This window comes from Silvibacterium bohemicum (assembly GCF_001006305.1).
Taxonomy (GTDB): domain Bacteria; phylum Acidobacteriota; class Terriglobia; order Terriglobales; family Acidobacteriaceae; genus Silvibacterium; species Silvibacterium bohemicum.
This window is the reverse complement of sequence record NZ_LBHJ01000001.1, coordinates 196,730-217,807: the sequence shown is the minus strand read 5'-3', so window position 1 is coordinate 217,807 and position 21,078 is coordinate 196,730. Positions and strand designations below refer to the sequence as shown.

The window sequence follows — 21,078 nt, the reverse complement described above, 5'->3', positions numbered from 1 at the left end:
TCTTATGCTGTCGGTTTATCCGGTACGGGCGCGGTCGCTAGAAATCGATGAACGAATTGCTCGCTGTAGTCCTCGAGAATAGCCTGCACCCGGTCCGGATCGTTCGAACGAACGATCAGTCCGGCATGGTGGTGCTTCTTCATGCGATGGACGATCTCCGGCGCGTCGAACATCGACGTGTCAGGCTGCTCAGTTGTGGCCAGGCAGAGCACGCTGCCGGCGTATTGCTGCCTGATCTCCGGCAGCTTGTACGGAATGCCGCGCAGGTGGCTGACCTCGATCCTCGCCCACTCCGCCCACAGGTCGACGCCGGTGGCCTGAAGGATGACATCGGAGATGAAAGCTCCGCCGACGCGGGCGGCTACTTCGAGGAAGTAGTAGCGGCCGTCCTCGCCGCGGATGTACTCGGCGTGGGTGACGCCGCGCACCATCCCCATCTTCGGGATGAGTTCACCATTGATTCCGGTCAGAGATTTCGCATCGGGCGATCCGCGGTCGAAGACGCGGGTGGTGAAGACTCCCCCCTCGTGCATCACCTTCATGGGAGGCTTGCCGTAGCGGCTCACCGCGGTGAAGACCACTTCGCGTTCGCTGGTGATGGAGTCGACATGGAAGATGTCTCCGGGGACAAAGCGCTCCAGAAGATAGTTGCTCTGGCGGTCGCCCAGCTCGTCGAGCGTGCGCCAGAGCTGCTCCGGCTCGTGAATCTTCCGGATGCCGATGGCCGAGGCTTCGGCGCGCGGCTTGAGCACCCAGGGCGCAGGCACGGAGGCCATATAGGCGCGCAGGTCGTCGTAGTTGAGAATGCCGATAAATTCCGGCACCAGCGCCCCGGCGCGCTGCGCCTCGCCGCGCATGGTGAGCTTGTCGCGGAAATGCGAGGTGGTGGTGCGGCCCATCCCCGGAATGCGCATGTGCTCGCGCAGATGAGCGGCATCCTCCATGTCGAACTCGTCGAGCGAGATCAGACGGGCAAATTTGCGGCCGCGGGCAAGATAGGTGACCGTGTTCGTGAGCTGTTCCTGGGTAAGAGCGCCCGGCATATGGACGATTTCGTCCAGGATGTCGTAAGGCCAGTCGCCGTTGCGGTGCTTTTCCAGCGTGAGAAGAAGCACCTTGCAGCCCATTGCGGCGCATTGGCGCATGAAGGATTGGCCCTTCTCATAGGTGGTGAGGCAGAGGATCAGCTCTTCGCTCATGGCAGTTGGCCTGTCTTGCTGTCGTGCTGCAGTAAGGATGCTTTGTGCTGCCGAAACACCGGCGGAATTCGGTATTCGCGCCCCGACAGTACGCTTTCTTGAGCTTAGTTCTACCATAGGAAGTGGATGCCGTTTCCGGCTGTAGCGTCCCTTCACAATCCATGACCGCTTCGCACGATAATCCGCTTCTTCCATTGCTCTCCGCGCCTGCGCTCCTTGTATTGCAGGATTCCGCCATCGCCGCGTGGCATGGCAAGCCGGCTCCCGATTTTCGGGTCCCGAACCAGGACTTTCCCAACGCTGTGCTGGAGCTCCATCGCGCCAACTTCGATCTCTGGCACATCGAGGACCAGGCGCGCGCGCCCGAGGCCAGCGACCGGCAGATCGCCGACACCAAGCGGGCCGTCGACCGCACCAACCAACGGCGCAACGACCTGGCCGAGAGCTGCGATGCCATGCTTCTGGATATTTTGAAGCCTCATGGGCTGCCCAGGGCCGGGGCCGAGCTGCACTCCGAGTCGCCGGGCCTGATGCTCGACCGCCTGTCGATCCTGGCGCTGAAGATCTACCACACGCGCGAGGAGATCGATCGCGCCAATGCTCCGGAGGGTCATGCCGAGCGCAATCGCGAGCGGCTGGTCATGCTCGAATCCCAGCGCGGCGACCTGGCCGATGGTCTCGATGCCTTCTGGAAGAAAGTTGTCGCCGGGGAAAGGCGCTTCAAACTCTATCGACAGCTCAAGATGTATAACGACCCTTCCTTGAACCCTGCTGTCTATCTAAAGTCCAAGGGGTAGTTTGAGCCGCGCTGTCTAGTTTGCAAGAGCCTCATCGGCAACAGCAACTCTACGCTGGCTGAAGGGTTCTTGACGCAGGACAGCGTTGTGCGTATAAATGCGACGATAAAGCGGATTTCGCTTGTGCTGTGTAGGCAACGAATTCTCCAACAGCCCTACCTATCGAGGGCGTAAGGATTATCTGCATGCAGGAAGCACGCCCGGGTAATGCCAAAGGCCGTCAAACCTCCGCCGTTGCCAGCAAGGCGAAGTCGACGGGTACTGCGGCGCAGCATCAATCCTTTCAGCACTTCCAGAGCGCGGTGCAGCTTATGCAGGAAGGCAAGTTCGAGAAGGCGCGCGCTCTCTTCGAGAAGCTATCGCAGGAGGGTGCGCCCGAGCTGCTCGATCGCTCCCGCGTCTATCTCGCTGTCTGCACCCGCCACGCCGCGAAGTCGAATCTGACCTTCGCCACGCCGGAGGAGCAGTACGACTACGCGATCTCCCTGCTGAACCAGGGGCAGTATGAGGACGCGCGCGATCAGTTCGATGGCTTGCTCAAGAAGAATCCCGACGCCGACTTCGCGCACTACGGGCTCTCCGTGCTCAACAGCATGACCGGGCAGGCCGAGGATTGCCTCGATCATCTGGCGCGGGCCATTCAGCTGAACCAGCAGAACCGTATTCAGGCGCGCAGCGACGCCGATTTCGCGGACATGGCCGACGACCCGCGATTCACTGAGCTGCTCTACCCGGAAGCGCCGTAGTCCAGACTCCAGGGAAACCACGCACGGTACACTTTTCGGTGAACCTTCTTATGTCTTCCCCAGCCGCTGAGACGCCGCAGACCTCGTCCCAGAATAGCCCGTCCCAGAACAGCCCGCCTCGACCCAGCTTTCGCGTGGTAGCCATGGGCGGCGGCACCGGCCTCTCCACCCTGCTGCGCGGCCTGAAGCAATATGTCCCCTCGGTGACCGCCAGCAACCCGGGCAATTGCGACGAGGCCCCATGCCTGATCAGCGACCTGGCCGCAATCGTGACCGTGACCGATGACGGCGGCTCGAGCGGGCGCCTGCGCAAGGACTTCAACATGCTGCCTCCCGGCGACCTGCGCAACTGCATGGTCGCGCTTTCCGAGGACGAGCACCTGATCGCCCGCCTCTTCCGGCATCGCTTTCGCTCCGGCGCCGGCCTGGAAGGCCATAGCTTCGGTAACCTCTTCGTCGCCGCGCTGGCCGAGATGACCGGCGACTTCGGCCAGGCCATCAAGCTCGCGGCAGAAGTTCTGGCTACCCGCGGACACATCTATCCCGCCACTTTCGCTGACGTGACCCTGACTGCGCGGATGGCGGATGGTTCGATCGTCCGCGGCGAGACGAATATCACGGCTAGCAAGCAGGGCATCGCGCAGCTGATGCTGGAGCCGGCCATCGCTGAGCCGCTGCCCGAAACGCTCGAAGCCATCGCCCAGGCCGACCTGATCACCATCGGCCCCGGATCGCTCTACACCAGCCTCATCACCAACCTGCTGGTGACGGGCATCTCCGAAGCGCTGGCCGCGGCGCACGGCACCCGCGTGTACATCGCCAACCTTATGACGCAGGCCAATGAGAGCCTGCACCTGACCGCCTCGCAGCATATCGAGCGAATTTACGAGCACGCCCGCCAGCCCATCTTCGATTACGCATTGGTGAATACCGCTCCCGTATCGGAGGCGATTCGCGAGCGCTATGCCGCGGAGGGTGCGGAGGCGATTGACGCCGACGTGGAACGCATCGAGGCCATGGGCATTCGCTGCATCACCGGCGACTTCGCCGCCGAAGGCGACGTGCTGCGCCACGCCGCCGAGCGCGTCGCGGACACCGTGCTGGGAATCGCGTTGAACACGAAAAAGTAACTGCAGTCCGCCGCGCACTTCTGCGCAGATACCAGATTTCAATGACTCACTCAGCGTTGCTCGAGGAAGCCGGCGGCAGTTTGGCAGTCTGAGCCCTGAGCGCGTCTTTTTTCTCGATATCCTTGGCGATTGCATCCATGACGGTGGCGCTCGCGGTGTTGGAGAGGTGAACAAAGTCCGGAAAATTCCCCGGACCCGTCTGAATCGACTCCCGGAGCGCAGGCGGTATCTGAACCACCTCATCATCAGGAGTGAGTCCGGCCATCACTGCGGAGCGCCATTGAAGCAGTTGCTGCCTTTGACCGTCCCATTTCGGCTCGTACATCGGAGGAAAGACGATATATACCTTCACTTCTTTGGCATGAAGCTCCCCAAGCAGTTCATACAAATCCTGGCCCTCGCTGGGATCGATGGTCAGATCGGCGGTCGTGAAAGGCTTGAAAACTCCTGTCGTACTCTTGAGCGGCCAATGAGTTCGCCCATTGGAGTCATAGGTGATCGGCCCCGGGCGATGCAAAGCCTCCCGCAACAACTGGGCGTAGATCATCATCATCTGGACCGATCCGAACGATGCAGTGTAGTCATGCGGTGTCAGATAAGCGCTGCGCGCCGTCTGCGTCGAAGTCAATGTCGGCCCCAGAATGAGAACCACCATCTTCAGATGGCCACGCTTCAGCACCTCTTCGGCAATGGCCCGCTCTTCCGTCATCGACGAGGCACGCATGGCGGCGTTGAAAACCTTATAGCCATGGATCTGCGAGGTGTCGTAAACGGAACCCTCCGAGTTCCCGATCATCAAGCCATCGAAGTTCTCAGGAATAAATCGATATGTCATCAGATAGAGGGAAAAACGAGGCAAGATGTGGATGCGAACTCCGCGCCGCCCATACAATCCCAGCGTGTCGGTCTTGACATTTAAGAAAACGAACGAAGCACACATTGCGATGGTAAGCAGTAAAGTGCCGCACAACCACTTGCGGAACGAAACACCCGTTGTTTCTTGCGGAGAGAAAAGCGTCGCTTCCTCTGAAGAGATGGATGGAGCGAGACCGGCGTTTGCCATAATCAACCTTCTTTGGGGAACTAAAAACCGAAATAGACGAACGATTTCGCGACGATGGAGTTCATGAAGACAAGCGCGACAAACGCAAGAGACGCATAAGCCAGGGAAGTCCTCAAGGTGGGACGAAGCTCCGCAGCAATCTCCTGCGAGGTCGGTCCGAACAGCGCCAGCACAAATGCCAGTGCCGATGGGATAACGTAGGAGAGCACCTCCGGACTAGCGAAGGAGAAGGTCAGAAACGTGGCTTCCGACCAACTGCCTCTCGGTATCAGCCCATGCAGGACTTGCGCCGCGTTCGTCAGGCTGCTCGCGCGAAACAAGACACCGGCGAACAGGATAAAGGTCATCGTTATCACCCAGCCGAGCGCTGGAGGAACACGCAGCTTGAGCTTCTTCCGCGAATACTGATTCACTGACAGCGCGATGCCGTGGCACAGACCCCAGGCCACATAAGTCCAGGCCGGACCATGCCACAGTCCGCAGATCGTCATGGCCAGAATAGAAGCTACCGCAGCCTTCGCTACCGTAGCCCTTCCCTTGAACATTCGAACGATCGGCGTATAGAGATAAGCGGCGATAAAGTTCGATAAGCTGATGTGCCAGCGCTGCCAGAACTCGATGATGGACTTCGACTTATAAGGTGCGTCGAAATTGAAGGGAATCCTGAGCCCTAACATCAAGGCTGCGCCTACTGCCATATCGGAGTAACCGCTGAAGTCGAAGTATATCTGCATCCAGTACGCTAAGATCGAAAGCCATATCTCCAGCGCCGAACTGGTCAAGGGTGCGGAAAAACCATTGTCGGCGATACGCACCAGAGAGTCGGCAAAGATCGTCTTCTTTGCCAGTCCCATGGTAAACAAGGCGAGGCCTTGCGCAACTTCCTGCGCGCCCGGAGCCTGATGCGCTTTATCCCGGAATTGCTGCACCATCGTCTTTGCGCTGGTGATAGGTCCGGAAACCAGATAAGGAAAGAACGAAACAAACGTAGCATGGTCGAAGAGGCTGTTCGGAGATATCTCCCCTTGATAACAATCGACGAGATACATCACCTGGGTAATGGTGAAGAAGCTCACACCCAGCGGCAGTCCCCAATCCGGGAGTACCGCCCGGGTATGTAGAACCGGGCCGAGCGTTCCCAGAAAGAGGTTGAGATACTTAAACAGGCTCAGGAAAACCAGATTCGCCGTCAGGCCACCGATAACCCAGCGCCGCCTCACCTTCTCAGCCAATGTGCTGCTACCCGCCTGGCGCCCCACATACCAGTTGAAGAGTATGGAACCAATCAACAGCGGCAGCTGGCGATAGGCTGCATAGCTGTAGAAACCGAAAGAGAGAAGAAGCAAAAACCCCTGGCTGACTGCGCGGCTGGCTTTGGCCCTCAGCACCGCATAGACGAACGCCGCCAATACGAAAGAACCTATAAAAACAAAGGAATTGAATAACAACACAACCTCCGGTCCGGTGCTTCAGATCGTTGGCCGGAGAATTCCTCCGGCTATGGCAGGATCTTCGGGGCAGCTTAGAACCGCCGCTATCCGTTTCCTGCTCAGTATTGTTTGAATTCAAAGAACCACTGGGTCACGTCGACTTATGAAGGTTCGTCTGTCCGTGAATGAGGCCCAGTCAGGCCACTTAGAGTCTGCAATTTCCCTGCGAAATAAAACATCCAATTTGGATTGGATCGACCCCACAAGGGTGGGGGAGAGTAAATCTCGTTTGGCATAGGCGAAGCGTCAAAATCTCCCATGAATTACCAGCGAACTACGATCCAACGCATCTCTAAAATCGACTGGAGCCGATCTGGAGATATCGATTAGATCACCACTTCGAGTGCTGCTATGTCGGGGGGAAAGACGGCTTCCATCATGCCTGTTATTTCCAGGATCGTCTACTAATAATTCCGATCCATACCGGCAGCCAACAAGTCTGCAGATAACCTGAAGTAACTGCCAAGCTTCGCGCAGCCTTAATTCATCGGAGCGCGGCTGATTCTGAAAGTAACCTCTTTAAGCTAGCTGCCGCTGCCGGAAGGCCTTCACTTTATTTCGATTTCCGCAGGCGGCCATGCTGCACCAGCGGCGGCGATGGGACTTCGTCCGGTCGTAGAACCACAAGACGCAGCTGTCGTCCTCGCATTCACGGATGAGGTCGAAGTCGCCATTCGTCAGCAGGTCGGCGGCCGAGTCGGCGAGCCGCGCCAGCATCTGTTCAGGCGATTTCTGCTCCCGAACTCGTTCCACCCGAGGCGGCTTCCGGCCTTCCCATACCAGCTGCGGATAGCTCCCCGTCTTCGCCAGGAATGCGTTGAAGACGCTGGCGTCTGCTCGCGATCCCACCTTGCGCTTCGCCACCAGTCCGCGGACCGCCTCGCGGAGCTTTCGCGCCGCAGCAAGCAGCATCGCTCCAGTAAGCTTTGGCGCACCCTCCTCGGTGAATCCGGCCTGCTTCAGCCAGCGAAGCACATCCTCGTCGCTCTGCAGAAAATCGACCGGCCGGCCTTCGACAACTGCCACGGTATTCAGAAAGTCGAGCACGGGATGATCGGCCAGAAAAACTGGCGCCATCCCGGCATTCGGCGGATCAAAGGGCTGGGGCATTTCCGGCACTCCTTGCAGAACAAACCACGAATTCCATTGTAACCGTTAAATTTTATTTTACAAGTTACGAAAATGGTGTAACTTTTGTATAGAATTTTAACGGTTACACAGCAAAAGGAGCATGGCTATGGCTACCCAATCCCTTCCTCTCGGCACAGCGATTCCGCGCGTCTCCTTCCATACCGTCGAGGCTGACGGCGTCAGCGTCTTCTATCGCGAAGCCGGCCCGGCGGATGCGCCGGTCATTCTCCTGCTGCATGGATATCCAACCTCGTCGCACATGTTTCGCGAGCTGATTCCGCGGCTGGCAGGCAAATATCGCGTCATCGCTCCCGATCTGCCCGGCTTCGGATTCACCACCGTCCCCGCAGTGCGAAAGTACAAATACTCCTTTGATTCGCTGGCCGCGACGGTTGCTGCGTTCGTCGATGCTCTGGGACTCACCCGGTACGCCATCTATGTCTTCGACTACGGAGCGCCCACCGGCTTCCGTCTCGCGGTCGCCCGCCCCGAGCAGGTGACGGCCATCGTCTCGCAGAACGGCAATGCCTACGAAGAAGGACTGGGCGACGCCTGGGACCCAATCAAGGCTTACTGGAAGGAGCCGACGCAGGAGCATCGCGAGGGGCTGCGCGCGTTCCTCTCACTCGAGATGACGAAGTGGCAGTACACGCATGGAGTGGCGAATCCCGAATTGATCGCGCCCGAGTCTTACACCCTCGACCAGGCGCTGATGGAGCGACCGGGCAACAAGGAGATCCAGCTCGACCTGATTCTCGACTACGCGTCGAACGTGGTGCTCTATCCCAGGTTTCAGGAGTACTTCCGCACCGCAAAGCCTCCGCTGCTCGCCATCTGGGGCAAGAACGATCCGTTCTTTATTCCACCCGGAGCCGAAGCCTACAAGAAGGACAACCCAAATGCAGTCGTGCGGATGCTCGACACCGGACACTTCGCCCTGGAAACGCACGTGGAGGAGATTGCTGCTGGAATTCTGGAGTTATTGGGAAAGATTGAGTAAGCCAGCCAACCGCTGAAAGACAAGCTTGCTTGACAGCCGTATCTGCTAGATGTAAAGTCTCCTTGTCATCAAGAAAGGAGACTTTCATGTCTCTATTTTGCAAGCGGAACCTTAGTCCCCTGCAGCGGAAATCCTTACAGAAATTTAGTGGAGTGATCGGGGCGGCAGCGGCTACCACCATCCTGATCCACGACGCGATGGAGCATGCGCATCCCTCCCCGATTGCGATTTATCTTCTAGCCATCGTGGCTGCGCTTCCGGTGGGCGCGCTTATCTTCATCGCCGGCCGCTATCTGGCGCGGGAGACGGACGAGTTCGTCCGCATGCTGGTAGTGAAGGCTCTGCTATGGGGATTCGGCGTAACCATGGTGGTCGACACCGTCTATTCCTACCTCGCCGAATATGCCGGATATGGGCGCGTCAACGGCATGCTGCAGATGCTGAACATCGATGTCTTCTGCGTCTCGGCGGCCATTGCGCTGCGCCTGATGGCGCGCGGATATGCGTCGGAGAGCCCACTCGAGAACGAAGCCGGGAGATACGAGTGAAGAACCGCTTGCGCGTGCTGCGCGCCGAGCGCAACTGGAGCCAGGCGGAGCTGGCCGAGCGACTACAAGTATCGCGGCAAAGCGTGAACGCCATCGAGACCGGCAAGTTCGACCCCAGCCTGCCGCTGGCCTTCAAGATCTCCCGACTGTTCGGCAGCCCGATCGAAGCCATCTTTATTGAAGAGGCGTAGCCATCCAGGCATACTCCGCCTTCGGGGACTTGCCGTCCAGGCGTACTCGCCTTCGGGGACTTGCCGTCCAGGCGTACTCGCCTTCGGCGGGATTCAGCGCACGGCTTCCGTGGAATCCCACATCCGAAGGCCGGATGGGGGTACCCGGCGTCTTCCGCGTTTGAACAGACGCCACTCTGGCAACAGGCTCTGTTCGCGGTTGAACACCTCGCCCATATATGGACATGCCGACGTAGCCTCACGCGGCGATGAAGCTCCTACAAGCCTAGCTTCCTGATGAGGTTGCGAAATCCAGCAGCGCATCTCACACATGGTGCTTGGAGTGCTTCTAACCAGTCGCAATTTCTATTGGAGGCAACCTTCATGGCGCACTTTGAGAGAATTCGGGATGTCATCTCCGGCCCGTTCAGTCCGGAGATCATGAGGCAGCGTACGGCTGCCGGATGGCAGCTGGTGTCGATCGAGTGGCGGCGCGAGCTGCCGGAAAATGAGACGCCGAGCGAAGGCGCCTATAACGAGGAGATTCCCTACGGCCTGCGCATCTCCGACGACTGCCAGCGCCTCGAGGTCGATCCCGCCGAGAACCAGGCGCTCACCCTCATGATGGAGCTGCTGGTGCAGGACTTCCCTCTTTCGAGCGTGGCCAGCGACCTCAACGAGAAGGGCTTTCGCGCCCGCTCCGGTAAGCCCTGGAGCGCGCCGAGCGTCTTCAACATGATGCCCCGGCTGATCGATGTAGGACCACGGCTCTTCTCGACCGACGAGTGGGAGTCGCGGCGGGCGAAGTTCGCGCGCTTCATCTAGCAAAGGCGCTTCCTGACCAGGATCGGATGAAGCAATGGCGCACTTTCCATGGGCACGCGCGAAAATAGCGAACGGGTATCCTCCGGGCGCGGGTCTGCTGGACCGATCCAGTGCGCGGCCCGGGCTCTCTCCATCGACTACTATGAAGAGGTCCATGGACCGTAAGCCGACAATGCACGATGTAGCGCGCGCCGCCCGCGTAGGCACCATGACGGTTTCGCGCGTGCTGAACAGGTCCGCGCACGTCTCGAGCGAGACCGCAGAGCGTGTTTACAAGGCCATTCAGAGCCTGGGATATCGCCCCAATGAAGTGGCGCGCGCGCTGCGCGGCCTCAAAACTCGCACCATCGGCGTGATCGTGCCCTACCTGTACGATCCCTTCTTCGCTACCTGCGCGCACGCCATCGGCGCAGCGGCCAAGAAGAAGGGCTACTCGGTTATCCTCGCAACTTCGAATGAAGATGCGGAGGCCGAAGGCGCAGAGGCGCAGCTCATGCTGCAGCGCCATGTGGATGGGCTGGTTATCATTCCCGCGCAGTCGCGCCATTCTCACCTCACCGATGCGGAGTTCAGCAAGATTCCCGTGGTCACGCTGGATCGCCCTGCGCCCGACCGCCGCTTCGATTCGGTGCTGGTGCAGAACCAGAGCGGGGCCAAGCTCGCGGTGCAGCATCTCATCGCGGAGCATGGCCACAAGCGCGTCGCCTTCATCGCGCTCAATAGGCATCTGCACACCATGAAGACCCGCTACGAAGGTTACCGCCGGGCCATGGTGGAGGCGGACCTTGAGCCGCAGGCCTCGTTCAAATGCGATTCACAGGAGGCAACCGCGGCGGTGATTGCCGCTCTGCTCAAAGAGAAAAATCCACCGACCGCTCTGATGAGCGCGAACAATCTCACCATGCGCTACATCCTGCGTGCGCTGCTGGACTCCGGCATCAAGGTTCCGGAAACGTTGGCCCTGGCGGGATTCGACGACTTCGAACTGGCCGAGCTGCTGCATCCCACTTTGACGGTGGTTCGCCAGCCCGCAGCCGAGCTCGGCACCGTTGCAGCCGGCCTGCTCTTCAACCGTCTCGCGATGGAACGCCCGCCTCAGACGGGAAAAGAGGTCGTGCTGCCGGTGGAGTTAGTGGTGCGTCGCTCTTGCGGATGCAAGTAGCGTCAGCGAACAAGCCTTAGTTGTGATGAAACTTCGAGAGCAGGCGTTTGGCCAGAGTCTCCTGTGAAGCGGGCGTGCTTTTCGTCGCTATGACAGCAGCTTTTTCTGCCGGTGGCTTCGTCTCCGACGATGGAACTGACGGAACCAACGGAGCCGGAGCTGCGCTCTTCACCGGCGGCGGCGCAACGATGGTCTGCGTCTTCTCTTCCTTGCCCAGGTTCACCGATATAGGGTTTCGCAACGGCTGGCCCTCGACATATTGCACGATCAGCGAGATGCGGCGATTGGACGGATCGAGCGGACTCTGCGTCAGGCGCAGGCGCTGATCGGCATAGCCACGGACCTGGGAGACCTGATCGGAGCGCAGCCCGGTGTCCTGCATAATGCGGCGTGCGGCATTGGCGCGGTCGGCCGAGAGCTCCCAGTTCCCGTAGGTCGAGCTGTTGGAGTAGGGCTGCGAGTCGGTGTGGCCCTCGATCGAAAGACGATTGGGAACGGCGCGGAGCTGCCTGGCGAGCATGGTGAGAATCTCGCGGCCGCTGTCGTTCAGATTGGCGCTTCCCGAATCGAAGAAGGTTCCATTCTTCGACTCCAGCAGTTCGATCCTCAGCCCCTCGGGGGTGATGGTCATCTCAATCTGTTTCGACAGAGTCTGAAAGTCCTTGGCCTTCATGAGCGCCTGCTGCAAGCGGTCTTTCAGCTGTTGAATATTCTCGCCACTTACCGTGGAGTTGCTATCCTGCCCGGCTTTTTCGGTGCCGTTCATCTTCGAGTAGCCCAGCGGATCGTTGAAATATCCCGCGACCGCCTTGCGTACATGCTCGCTGGTGTTCAGCAGCCAGAGCACGATGAATAAAGACATCATCGCAGTTACAAAATCGGCGTAGGCCACCTTCCAGGCTCCGCCATGGTGGCCGCCGTGCGCCTTCACCTTCTTGATAATGATGATGTTCTTTCGGCTCATGTGCTCCCTACGCGGGCTGTTCTTCCGCGACCGCGACGCCTGCCCGGTTCTGGCAGGCGGCCTCGACTTCCTCGAAGCTGGGGCGAACGTGGGTGGGAATCGCGCGCCGTGCGATCTCCACCGACTGCACCGGAGCATTGCCCCTGATAAACGCGATCATCAGCACGCGAAGGACGTAGAGATAAGCGTGTTCCTCGTCGGAGGCTTTGCCCATGTTCACGCCGAGTGGACCCACCAGCCCATAGCAGAGCAGGATGCCGAGGAAGGTGCCCACCAACGCTGCCGCAACCTTGTGCCCAATCTCCTCCGGCGGACCGCCCAGCGCTCCCATTGTGATGACCACGCCCAGCACGGCGGCCACAATGCCCAGGCCCGGCAGCGCATCCGCCACGGAAGTAAGAGCCGTGATGGGCTCGTGGGCGCCCTTGTGCCGCACCTCCATGTCCAGGTCCATCATCTGGTCCATGTCGAAGGGCTCAACGCCTCCCGTCACCACCATGCGCAGCGTGTCGCAGACGAAGTGGCGGACATGGTGATCCTTGATGAAATCGGGATAGGCCTTGAAGATTTCACTCTCTTCCGGCTTCTCGATATCCACTTCGATCGAGAGCATTCCCGAACGGCGGATCTTGTTCAGGAGCTCGTACATCATCCGCAGCGAAGAGAGGTATCGGTCTTTTCCAAAAGGAGAAGCGCCAAAGGTCCCCATCACTCCCGACAAAATTGCCTTCAGGGTGTGCATGGGATTGGCAATCAACAGCGTGCCGATAGCCGCGCCTCCGATGATGATCAGCTCGGCAGGCTGGATCAAAACCGCAAGGTGACCCTTCTCCATCAGGAAACCGGCAATCACCGCACCGAAGACCAGCACGATTCCAAGGATGGCAAACATCGGCGCAGGCTCTCCTCAACGCGAGTAAAGATGGCAGCCGTCCACGGTGTTGCCCGCATCCGAAGTGCAGATGCGAGTGCCGCGTTCCCGGTCACCTGCTTGCTCTATCGGCGAGCAAGGGCCGCGCCTTAGTTTATGAACCGGCGCTTGTCAAAATGGGAAAGAAAAATAAAGTGGAGACGGCCGCCGGTCCGGCCGAAGTGACGAACCCGGTTATTTGGAAGCGGGTGTCGCGGCAGGAAGCCTGACGATAAACTCCGTGTTGCCCGTCTGGGAGTCGAAAGCGATCTTCCCATGAAACTGGCCGACGACGATGCGATGAGCGATATCCAGCCCCAGGCCCGTGCCGACACCGGCCGGCTTGGTGGTGAAAAACGGCTCGAAGATATGCTCCCGGAACTCCTCGGGAACTCCCGATCCCTGATCGGCTATCCCGACACAGGCTTCGTCGCCTTCCATCCAGGTGCGAATGGTGACCTTGCCGCCCTCCGGCGATGCGTCGATGGCATTGTCCAGAATATTCGTCCACACCTGGCTCAATCCCGTGCCCGTCGTCTGGATCGTAGGCATATTGCTCGCGAAGAACTTGTCCACGGTCAGCTGTTTGTGACGGAACTTATGCGCCAGGATGGTGATGGTGCTCTGAATGCTGTCGTGCAGATCGATCTCGCGAGCCCGATTCTTGTCGTCGTAGGCATACTTCTTGACGGCTACAACCAGGTCGGTGACGCGGGCGATGCTCTCCTCGATGGTTCCAACCAGCTGCATGCTGGAGATCAGGGATTCGAGCCAGTTCAGGGCATCGGAGAGAATCTCGCGCGGAAAGGCATGCTGCGCGCACTCGATGTCTTCGCACTGCCAGCCGACCTGCACCAGCGTGGGAGCGAGCTTCCAGGCATTTTCGACGCCTGCGCTTTCCAGCCATTGCAGCAGCTCGTCTTCCGCATCCGCCTGCTCGATGGAGCTGAGCGCCTGCGGCTTGCGATAGCGCAAAGCCTCGGCCTGCAGCTGCGACAGGCATTTCTTCTGCTCCGGGGTCAGCTCCGACTCGGAAAAGCGAAGGCTGATCTCCTGCAGGCGGGTCAGGTTTTCGCGAAGCTGCGAAGCAGCCCGGCGGGCAGCTGCGCCCGGATTGTTCAACTCGTGCATCAGGCCCGCGGCTAGCGTTCCCAGCGAAATCAGCTTTTCGCGATGCAGGGTGAGGACTTGATACGCTTCCAGCCGGCGGCCCATATTCGCCAGCACTCCGGCGCGAACCACGGGGCAGGAACTCATCAGATTCCAGAAACCGGAGCTATTGACGCGAACCAGGCGAGAATCCGCGACGGCTTCGACGTGAACGATCGCCGCCGGGCTGCCGGTTAGCAGCGGCACCTCGCCAAAGGTATCTCCCTTTTTCAGGGCGCCGAGAAGACTCGACCCGCCGTCGGCCTCGAACTTGACGATACGGAGTTCGCCATCGAGAAGAACCCAGTAAAAGAGATTGGTTTCGCCGGTCTCGACCAGAATCTCGCCGGCCGGTACTGTAGCGATCTCCACCGTTCCAAGACAGTCGAGGTCCTGTTCTTTCACCTGTTGAAAGATGGAAATTTGCTTCAATTCGGCGTAAAGCTCGCGCGCCGGGACCGTCGTCGTGGACAGATTCGTCTGCTTATCTTCCATCTTCTTTTTTCTTTTCACCCTGCAGCTGTCGCCGAGATCTCAATAACGTCAGATCTTCTCCTGCATTTCAGCAGGCCCGAATCCCGGTCCTTCCAGCTAGTCACAAAATCCTGCAAAACCAGTTCAAAATCTCCGCCACCACCATAACAACTTGCCGTCGAAAAAAATCCAGCCGATCTTAAAAACGGGCCAAATACTGGTGCATAAACTGCACCGCGATCGAACCTTCTCCGACCGCCGAAGCGGCACGCTTTACCGATCCGTGCCGTACATCACCGGCCACGAAAACTCCAGGCATGCTGGTCTCCAGCAGGTACGGCGCTCGTTCTTCCTTCCAGATGCGGGGATATTTCCCCTCCACCTGTAAATCCGGTCCCGAGAGCACGAAGCCGTTAGGATCGCGCATGACACTGGCGGGCAGCCAGTCAGTCGACGGCGCGGCTCCGATAAAGATGAACACCGCACTCGCCGGACGAACGCATTCACCCTCGGAATTGCCGATCCGCAAACTCTCCAGACGGCTCCCTCCGATCGCTTCAAGCACCTGGGAATGCACTTCAACCCGGATATTGGATGTTTCAGCGATCTGATTGATTAAATATTTCGACATGCTGTTTTCCAGGGAGTCGCCCCGAACAAGCATGGTCACCTTTCCGGCGTATTTGGAGAAGTGCATGGCCGCCTGACCGGCCGAATTTGCCCCGCCAACGATAAAAACCTCTTCATCCTTGCAGGATCGAGCCTCGACCAGCGCCGCCCCATAGTAAACGCCCAGGCCGGTCAGCCGGTCGATGCCCGGAGCATCCAGGCGGCGGTAATTGACTCCGGTCGAGATCAGGCAGACATGGCTCGAGACTTCCCTGCCATCCGAAAGGCAGGCCAGACGATATTGGTTATCGGCGCGGATCATGCCTACCCGCTGGGTCAAGAACTCCGCGCCAAAGCGGGAGGCCTGCACGTAAGCTCGCCGGGCCAGGTCGGCGCCGCTGAGTCCGGAGGGAAATCCCAGGTAGTTCTCAATGCGCGAGCTCGATCCGGCCTGCCCGCCGGGCGCTTCGGGCTCGACCACCAGTGTTCGCAGCCCCTCAGAAGCCCCATAAACGGCTGCGGCCAGACCGGCAGGACCGGCTCCGACCACCACTAAGTCATAGAAATCCTTAGCCGCATGGGTGCTGAGACCCACTCGCTCGGCAAGCTCCGTCTGCGAGGGCTGAACCAGCGAGCTGCCATCGGAAAACAGCAGGGCGGGGAGCTTCGAGTCGTCCAGCTTGAAGCGCTGCATCAGGTCCACCGCCTCGGAATCCCGTTCTGGATCGAGCCAGACATACGGCACCTGATTGCGGGAGAGGAAGTCGCGAACCTGGTAATCCTGGAGCGACCAGCGCGGCCCGATCACCCGTAAGCCTTCAAAAGGAGGCTTATATTGTTCATTCCAGCCTTCGAGCAGATCGTCGAGGACCGGATAGAGCTGTTCCTCGGGCGGATCCCACGGCTTGGTGAGGTAGTAGTGGATCTTGGCCGTATTGATGGCCTTGATCGCCGCCTCGGTATCGGCATAAGCCGTTAATAATGCGCGCTTTGCAGCCGGATAGAGGGTTTGCGCCTTTTCCAGGAAGTCGACCCCCGACATTCCCGGCATTCTTTGATCGGAGAGGAACAGCGCTACCGCGTCCCCGCGTTGCTGCAGCTGCGAACAGGTATCCAGAGCGGCCTGCCCCGAGGCTGCTCTCATAATGCGGTAAGTCGCCCCGTATTTCCGCCGCAGATCCTGAATGACGGCTTCAAGTACGCTGACATCGTCGTCAACAGCTAAAATTACTGGCTTTCCCATGGCTTGCTCCAGTGTATTCCCTACGAGGAATGACCCAAAACGGGAATGATGTAGCCCCGCTGGATTAAAAAAGATTGCAAATGTGCCGATTTTTCCTATGCAGGTTAAGGTTTCTAAAGTAACCTTAACCTAACAAAGCCAACTTGATTTTCAGCTTTCCCTATGCGTGCCAGCCCCAGCTATTGCTGGAGTTGCGAGGCATTACTCTAGTGTCCGATCGAGAGACACGGAGTCCTCGAGCATCTGCGGGTCGATAAAGCCTTCTAAGCATACCAGTGTGTGCTGACCGGCAATCGATCATAGGGAGATCTGTGCGGTTTCGGCGGGTCTCGGCAACAAAACTCTCAATACGGATGAGAACGCAATGAACAAGATGATCCTTGCCGACAACCAGGCAATCTTTCGTGCAGGAACAGCCAAGATTCTGGCCATGGAAGACGACTTCCGCGTCATAGCGCAGTGCGGCGACGCGGACCGGCTCTACCAGACGCTGGAAACTTTCCGCGGAGCGACGTTTATCTTCGCTTCTACCCTCAAACTCGACCTTCAGAACTTCATGGAACGGATTCAGGTTCAGGGAAGCCGTTGCATCGTGATCGTCGAAAACAACGAATCGACCCAGCCTTTCATCTCCGCCGGGGTACACGGAGCCGTGCATCGCTGCGTCACCGGGCCAGGCCTGATCGATTGCGCGCGCCGGGTCAACCGGGGCGAACGCGGCGTACAGGGAGCCAGCACCGGAGTCGGCCCTCTTGAAGAGGACTTGGTGGGCACTCGCGTCCGCGATCGTTTAACGCCCAAGGAAATGAAGATCGTTGCGCTGATCGTCCAGGGCTGCAAGAACAAGGAAATCGCGATGCGGCTGACGACGACCGAGCAGGTCATCAAGAATTACCTGCGCAGCATTTACGACAAGACAGGTGTTTCGGACCGGCTCGAATTGGCGCTCTTCACCATTCACCACCGCATTCTTGCCGAGGCGGCAGCGGCGGCGAGCGATGTGATGCTGCAAGCCAACTGAAGTTTGAAAAAACTGAATGCCGGCCCGTCAAGTATGCAGGATCCACCAAAGGAATATTGGCGGAAGCTGAGAGCCGGCGTGCAAGTTCCGGGATGTTGGATGTCGATTGTGATTTCGTGATCTATCTTGATTTCCTGATCTAAGGACGTGAGCTGCGGACCCTGTCGGTCCTCACTTCCAGCAGTATCTTCAGTATCTGGATTAACTCGCGAGAGTCGATGGGTTTCTCGAGATAGATATCTGCCAAAGGCTCGGCTGCCTGAAAAGCCTCCCCCACATACCCCGTAACTACGACGACGGGAATACTCCACTTAGACTTCGCTGTATGAACGATCGCCCGGCCCGATTCTTCTGAGAATCTCCAGTCGGTGACAACGGCGTCGTAACTCTCTCGCTCAAGTTCGCGGAGCGCTTCGTCCACCGACGAGCAAGAGGTCGCAAGATAGCCTGCGACCTCCAGCGTTTCCCTTCTTATCAAAATGGCGATTGGATCATCGTCCACGCACAAGATTTTCGCCACAGGTGGGCCTCCCAGGTCTCGCCTATTGTGAGGAAGGACAGCTGCGGTGTCAACCTTATTAGAGCCCCCAAGAAGGGACGTAACTATCTTTATATGTAGCGCTCCACGGGTAAATAGTTTCTATCTGGAAGGTCGCTACTTACCTAACTTCTCCGCAATGGACTTAGCCTGAGTGAATAAGTAGAGGTAATCCGGACCACCCGCCTTGGAATCGGTTCCCGACATGTTGAAGCCGCCAAACGGATGCGCGCCTACCATGGCTCCAGTGCATTTGCGATTGAAGTACAGATTACCGACGTGATACTCGCGCCGCGCGCGATCTAACTTCTGCCCGTCCGACGAATACAGCGCGCCCGTCAATCCAAACTCCGTGTTGTTCGCAATCGCCAGCGCATCGTCATAGTCGCGCGCTTTGATCAGCGCTAACACCGGCCCAAAGATCTCCTCCTGGGAGATACGCGCGCCGGGCATAACATCGGCTATCACCGTAGGTTCGAGATAGTATCCGCCTTCGGGCGTTTCTACAGCATTGCCGCCCGCAACCAGCCGGCCTTCCTGCTTCCCGATTGCAATGTATTCCTGAATGGTCTTCATCGCGGCCGCGTTCACAACCGGCCCCATGTTCAGATTCTTCGTCGGATCGCCAACTTTGAGCTCGGCAACACGCTCGCGAATGCGCTCGACGAACACATCGTAGAGCGGGTCTTCGATGATCGCGCGCGAGCAGGCGGAGCACTTCTGACCGCTGAAGCCGAAGGCGGATGCGACTACACCCTCAACGGCTGCGTCGAGATCCGCATCGTTGCTCACGATGATCGAATCCTTGCCGCCCATCTCCAGGATGGTGCGCTTGATCCATATCTGGCCGGGCTGCGCTTTGGCCGCGCGCTCGTGAATATCGAGTCCCACCTCTTTCGATCCGGTGAAAGCAATGAAACGCGTCTTGGGATGTTCAACGATGGCGTTGCCGAAGGTCGCCCCCGAGCCTGGGCAGAAGTTCACCACACCGCCCGGCATACCGGCTTCTTCGAGAACCTCGATGAAGCGCGCAGCGATGGTCGGTGAGTCGCTCGATGGCTTCAGGATGACCGTGTTGCCGGTGACAATCGCCGCTGCCGTCATCCCCGCCATGATGGCGAAGGGAAAATTCCACGGCGGAATAACTGCGCCCACACCGAGCGGAATATACTTCAGCTCGTTTCGCTCGCCGGGATATGCAATCGGCGTGGTTGCCTGAGCCAGGCGCAACGCCTCACGCGCATAGAACTCGAGGAAATCGATGGTCTCGGCAACATCCGCGTCGGCCTCGGCCCAATTCTTGCCGACCTCGTAGGTCAGCCACGCGCAAAAATCAAACTTGCGCGTGCGGATGAGATCGGCGGTCTGCAGCAGCAGCGAGCTTCTATCTTCGACCGAGGAATATTTCCAGCTCTCAAAGGCAAGCAATGCCGCCTGCATCGCCTTCTCGGCATGCTCCGCGCCAGCCTTCTGATGGATGCCGACAATCTGTGCCGGCTTCGCCGGGTTGCGCGACTCGATCTTGCCCGAGGTGCGCAGCCGCTCCCCTCCAATGATCAGCTCGTACTCGTGACCGAGCCGATCGCCCACACGCGTGAGAGCCTCTTTCATCGCGTGCGCATTTTCATGCTTGCTGAAGTCGACAAACGGCTCGTTCTTGAACTCGCCTTTCGGCGCGCGCGGATGGATCACGGTGGGAGATTGTAGGGTAGCCATAACTGGCTAGTTTAGCCGAGATTCCGCAGCTCGGCATTTTCGCAGGCGATCAAAATCGCCGGCCCCTAGCAGCCGAGCCGTGCGTCGCCGCGGAAGTGCTTTCCAGCAATAGGCTTGTGCATGGGTCGAAGGAAAGCGCAGTTTCCTCCAACCGGATTTTAAAACTTGTAGACGACCCCGCCGGAAATAATTGGATAGAAACGAATCCATTGCAGATCTTTTTGCAGCTTCGCGATCTGCCCGTTGATATTGGCCTGCACCGAGGGATCGGTTGCAATCTGACCGCAGTACAAGTTGCCCGGATCGTTGCAGACGCTTCCCTGCAGATTCAATTTCACCGTTGCCTCGCCGGTGTAGGCGAAACCTGCTTCGAAGGGGAACGTCAGATGCTTGTGCTCGCGGCGCGAAACCCAGTTGCCCCAGCCGGCGGTGAACATGGGAGCCACGCTCTTGAAGTGGACGGAGCCCGAACCGAAGACCGGATCGGCGTTATCGCTGTAGTAGTTCACGTCATTCAGCGTGAAGGACGTGCCGCCCGCAATCCCGCCCTGCGCCGTCACGCGATTCTGATTGTTGAACAGCAGCCCGGGGCTCACATGAAAGCTGCCGTGGAAGGGAAACCAATCGGCGCTGGCTTGCAGTGAGCGGAAGTGCAGATGCCCCGCATAGTTGGCCCCGTCGTCCGTACCCGTCAGGCTGTAGTTGAAGAAGTTCCAGCCCAGGCGAAGATTGGTCGAGCGAGTGACAGGCGCGGCAACTCCTACGCCAATCCCCAGAGGGCTGCTGTACTCCCCAATGGCAATCCGGGAGAACGCTCCCATGCCGGTGCTGGAGGGCGCCGGCTGTCCACGCGTAATGCCGCCGGCGCTGCCCGAACTTCCACTGGCCGGCACGCCTGCAATTGCGTCCACACCAGTGCGGCTCGAAGAAAATGAAACGGGAGAAGGGGAGCTATCCGCCAGCATCGCTGCAGAGGAAACGCTCTGGGCCTGGCTGTAAGCCGCAAAAGCGGCCAGAAAAATCAACGCGAATACCGCGCGTAAAGATGCCATCGATGGCTTCCATGAAGATGAAAGTCAACAACCGGGAAAATGATGCCTTCGAACCCGGCGAAAACACCGCCGGACGTGCATACAAGCCCCTTCGATGGAAACTCTGCTTATCTGAGTAAAGGGAGACAAGTATGACCGTAG

The 21,078-nt window shown here is 58.8% G+C and carries 20 protein-coding genes; 9 read left to right on the top strand and 11 right to left on the bottom strand.

Going from position 1 to position 21,078, the window contains the following annotated elements:
• Nucleotides 1-2: 2 nt before the first annotated feature.
• Complete coding sequence (locus tag XX99_RS00990; RefSeq protein WP_050057515.1) at nt 3-1,199, bottom strand: ATP-grasp domain-containing protein; 1,197 nt, start codon at nt 1,197-1,199, stop codon at nt 3-5.
• Nucleotides 1,200-1,360: 161 nt separating this feature from the next.
• Between XX99_RS00990 and XX99_RS00985 the strand changes: the two genes are divergently transcribed.
• From XX99_RS00985 to XX99_RS00975, 3 genes are all read left to right on the top strand, one after another.
• Complete coding sequence (locus XX99_RS00985) at nt 1,361-1,996, top strand: DUF4254 domain-containing protein (RefSeq protein ID WP_050057514.1); 636 nt, start codon at nt 1,361-1,363, stop codon at nt 1,994-1,996.
• A gap of 185 nt (nt 1,997-2,181) precedes the next feature.
• Complete coding sequence (locus XX99_RS00980; protein WP_050057513.1) at nt 2,182-2,742, top strand: TPR end-of-group domain-containing protein; 561 nt, start codon at nt 2,182-2,184, stop codon at nt 2,740-2,742.
• Nucleotides 2,743-2,792: 50 nt separating this feature from the next.
• The gene (locus XX99_RS00975; RefSeq protein ID WP_082125147.1) at nt 2,793-3,872 is read left to right on the top strand and encodes a gluconeogenesis factor YvcK family protein; all 1,080 of its coding nucleotides are present in this window, start codon (nt 2,793-2,795) and stop codon (nt 3,870-3,872) included.
• 46 nt (nt 3,873-3,918) lie between these two features.
• Here the strand turns inward: XX99_RS00975 and XX99_RS00970 are convergent, their stop codons facing one another.
• From XX99_RS00970 to XX99_RS00960, 3 genes are all read right to left on the bottom strand, one after another.
• Nucleotides 3,919-4,935: a hypothetical protein gene (locus XX99_RS00970; RefSeq protein ID WP_050057511.1), complete on the bottom strand. Its 1,017-nt coding sequence runs from the start codon at nt 4,933-4,935 to the stop codon at nt 3,919-3,921.
• A gap of 20 nt (nt 4,936-4,955) precedes the next feature.
• Nucleotides 4,956-6,386, bottom strand: coding sequence for an MBOAT family O-acyltransferase (locus XX99_RS00965; RefSeq protein ID WP_082125146.1), 1,431 nt, complete (start codon nt 6,384-6,386; stop codon nt 4,956-4,958).
• A 558-nt stretch (nt 6,387-6,944) separates the two neighbouring features.
• On the bottom strand, nt 6,945-7,535 hold the full coding sequence (locus tag XX99_RS00960; protein ID WP_050057509.1) for a CGNR zinc finger domain-containing protein: 591 nt from the start codon (nt 7,533-7,535) through the stop codon (nt 6,945-6,947).
• Nucleotides 7,536-7,662: 127 nt separating this feature from the next.
• On the opposite strand from XX99_RS00960, the gene XX99_RS00955 reads away from it, so the two are divergent.
• From XX99_RS00955 to XX99_RS00935, 5 genes are all read left to right on the top strand, one after another.
• Nucleotides 7,663-8,556 (top strand): alpha/beta fold hydrolase, encoded by an 894-nt coding sequence (locus XX99_RS00955; RefSeq protein WP_050057508.1) that lies wholly within the window; start codon nt 7,663-7,665, stop codon nt 8,554-8,556.
• 86 nt (nt 8,557-8,642) lie between these two features.
• Nucleotides 8,643-9,104 carry a hypothetical protein gene (locus XX99_RS00950; RefSeq protein ID WP_156185746.1) on the top strand — a complete coding sequence of 154 codons (462 nt, stop codon included), beginning with the start codon at nt 8,643-8,645 and terminating at the stop codon, nt 9,102-9,104.
• The gene (locus tag XX99_RS00945; protein ID WP_050057506.1) at nt 9,101-9,295 is read left to right on the top strand and encodes a helix-turn-helix transcriptional regulator; all 195 of its coding nucleotides are present in this window, start codon (nt 9,101-9,103) and stop codon (nt 9,293-9,295) included. The genes XX99_RS00950 and XX99_RS00945 overlap by 4 nt, the downstream gene beginning before the upstream one ends.
• A gap of 363 nt (nt 9,296-9,658) precedes the next feature.
• Nucleotides 9,659-10,099, top strand: coding sequence for a recombinase family protein (locus XX99_RS00940; RefSeq protein ID WP_050057505.1), 441 nt, complete (start codon nt 9,659-9,661; stop codon nt 10,097-10,099).
• Nucleotides 10,100-10,253: 154 nt separating this feature from the next.
• On the top strand, nt 10,254-11,261 hold the full coding sequence (locus XX99_RS00935; RefSeq protein WP_050057504.1) for a LacI family DNA-binding transcriptional regulator: 1,008 nt from the start codon (nt 10,254-10,256) through the stop codon (nt 11,259-11,261).
• Nucleotides 11,262-11,277: 16 nt separating this feature from the next.
• On the opposite strand, the gene XX99_RS28270 is transcribed toward XX99_RS00935, so the two are convergent.
• From XX99_RS28270 to XX99_RS00915, 4 genes are all read right to left on the bottom strand, one after another.
• Nucleotides 11,278-12,225, bottom strand: coding sequence for a flagellar motor protein MotB (locus XX99_RS28270; RefSeq protein WP_050057503.1), 948 nt, complete (start codon nt 12,223-12,225; stop codon nt 11,278-11,280).
• A 7-nt stretch (nt 12,226-12,232) separates the two neighbouring features.
• Nucleotides 12,233-13,117 (bottom strand): flagellar motor stator protein MotA, encoded by an 885-nt coding sequence (motA, locus tag XX99_RS00925; protein WP_050057502.1) that lies wholly within the window; start codon nt 13,115-13,117, stop codon nt 12,233-12,235.
• Between the two features lie 213 nt (nt 13,118-13,330).
• Nucleotides 13,331-14,779, bottom strand: coding sequence for an ATP-binding protein (locus XX99_RS00920; protein ID WP_050057501.1), 1,449 nt, complete (start codon nt 14,777-14,779; stop codon nt 13,331-13,333).
• 178 nt (nt 14,780-14,957) lie between these two features.
• A complete protein-coding gene (locus XX99_RS00915) occupies nt 14,958-16,610 on the bottom strand; it encodes an FAD-dependent oxidoreductase (RefSeq protein WP_050057500.1) in 1,653 nt (550 codons plus the stop codon).
• Between the two features lie 364 nt (nt 16,611-16,974).
• Here XX99_RS00915 and XX99_RS00910 point away from each other — a divergent pair, with 364 nt between their 5' ends.
• Entirely contained in the window at nt 16,975-17,631 is a 657-nt protein-coding gene (locus XX99_RS00910) for a response regulator transcription factor (RefSeq protein WP_050057499.1), read from the top strand.
• Between the two features lie 139 nt (nt 17,632-17,770).
• On the opposite strand, the gene XX99_RS00905 is transcribed toward XX99_RS00910, so the two are convergent.
• From XX99_RS00905 to XX99_RS00895, 3 genes are all read right to left on the bottom strand, one after another.
• Nucleotides 17,771-18,151: a response regulator gene (locus XX99_RS00905; protein ID WP_050057498.1), complete on the bottom strand. Its 381-nt coding sequence runs from the start codon at nt 18,149-18,151 to the stop codon at nt 17,771-17,773.
• Nucleotides 18,152-18,286: 135 nt separating this feature from the next.
• On the bottom strand, nt 18,287-19,885 hold the full coding sequence (gene pruA, locus XX99_RS00900) for an L-glutamate gamma-semialdehyde dehydrogenase (RefSeq protein WP_050057497.1): 1,599 nt from the start codon (nt 19,883-19,885) through the stop codon (nt 18,287-18,289).
• A gap of 158 nt (nt 19,886-20,043) precedes the next feature.
• Nucleotides 20,044-20,937, bottom strand: coding sequence for a hypothetical protein (locus XX99_RS00895; RefSeq protein WP_050057496.1), 894 nt, complete (start codon nt 20,935-20,937; stop codon nt 20,044-20,046).
• Nucleotides 20,938-21,078 lie beyond the last annotated feature (141 nt).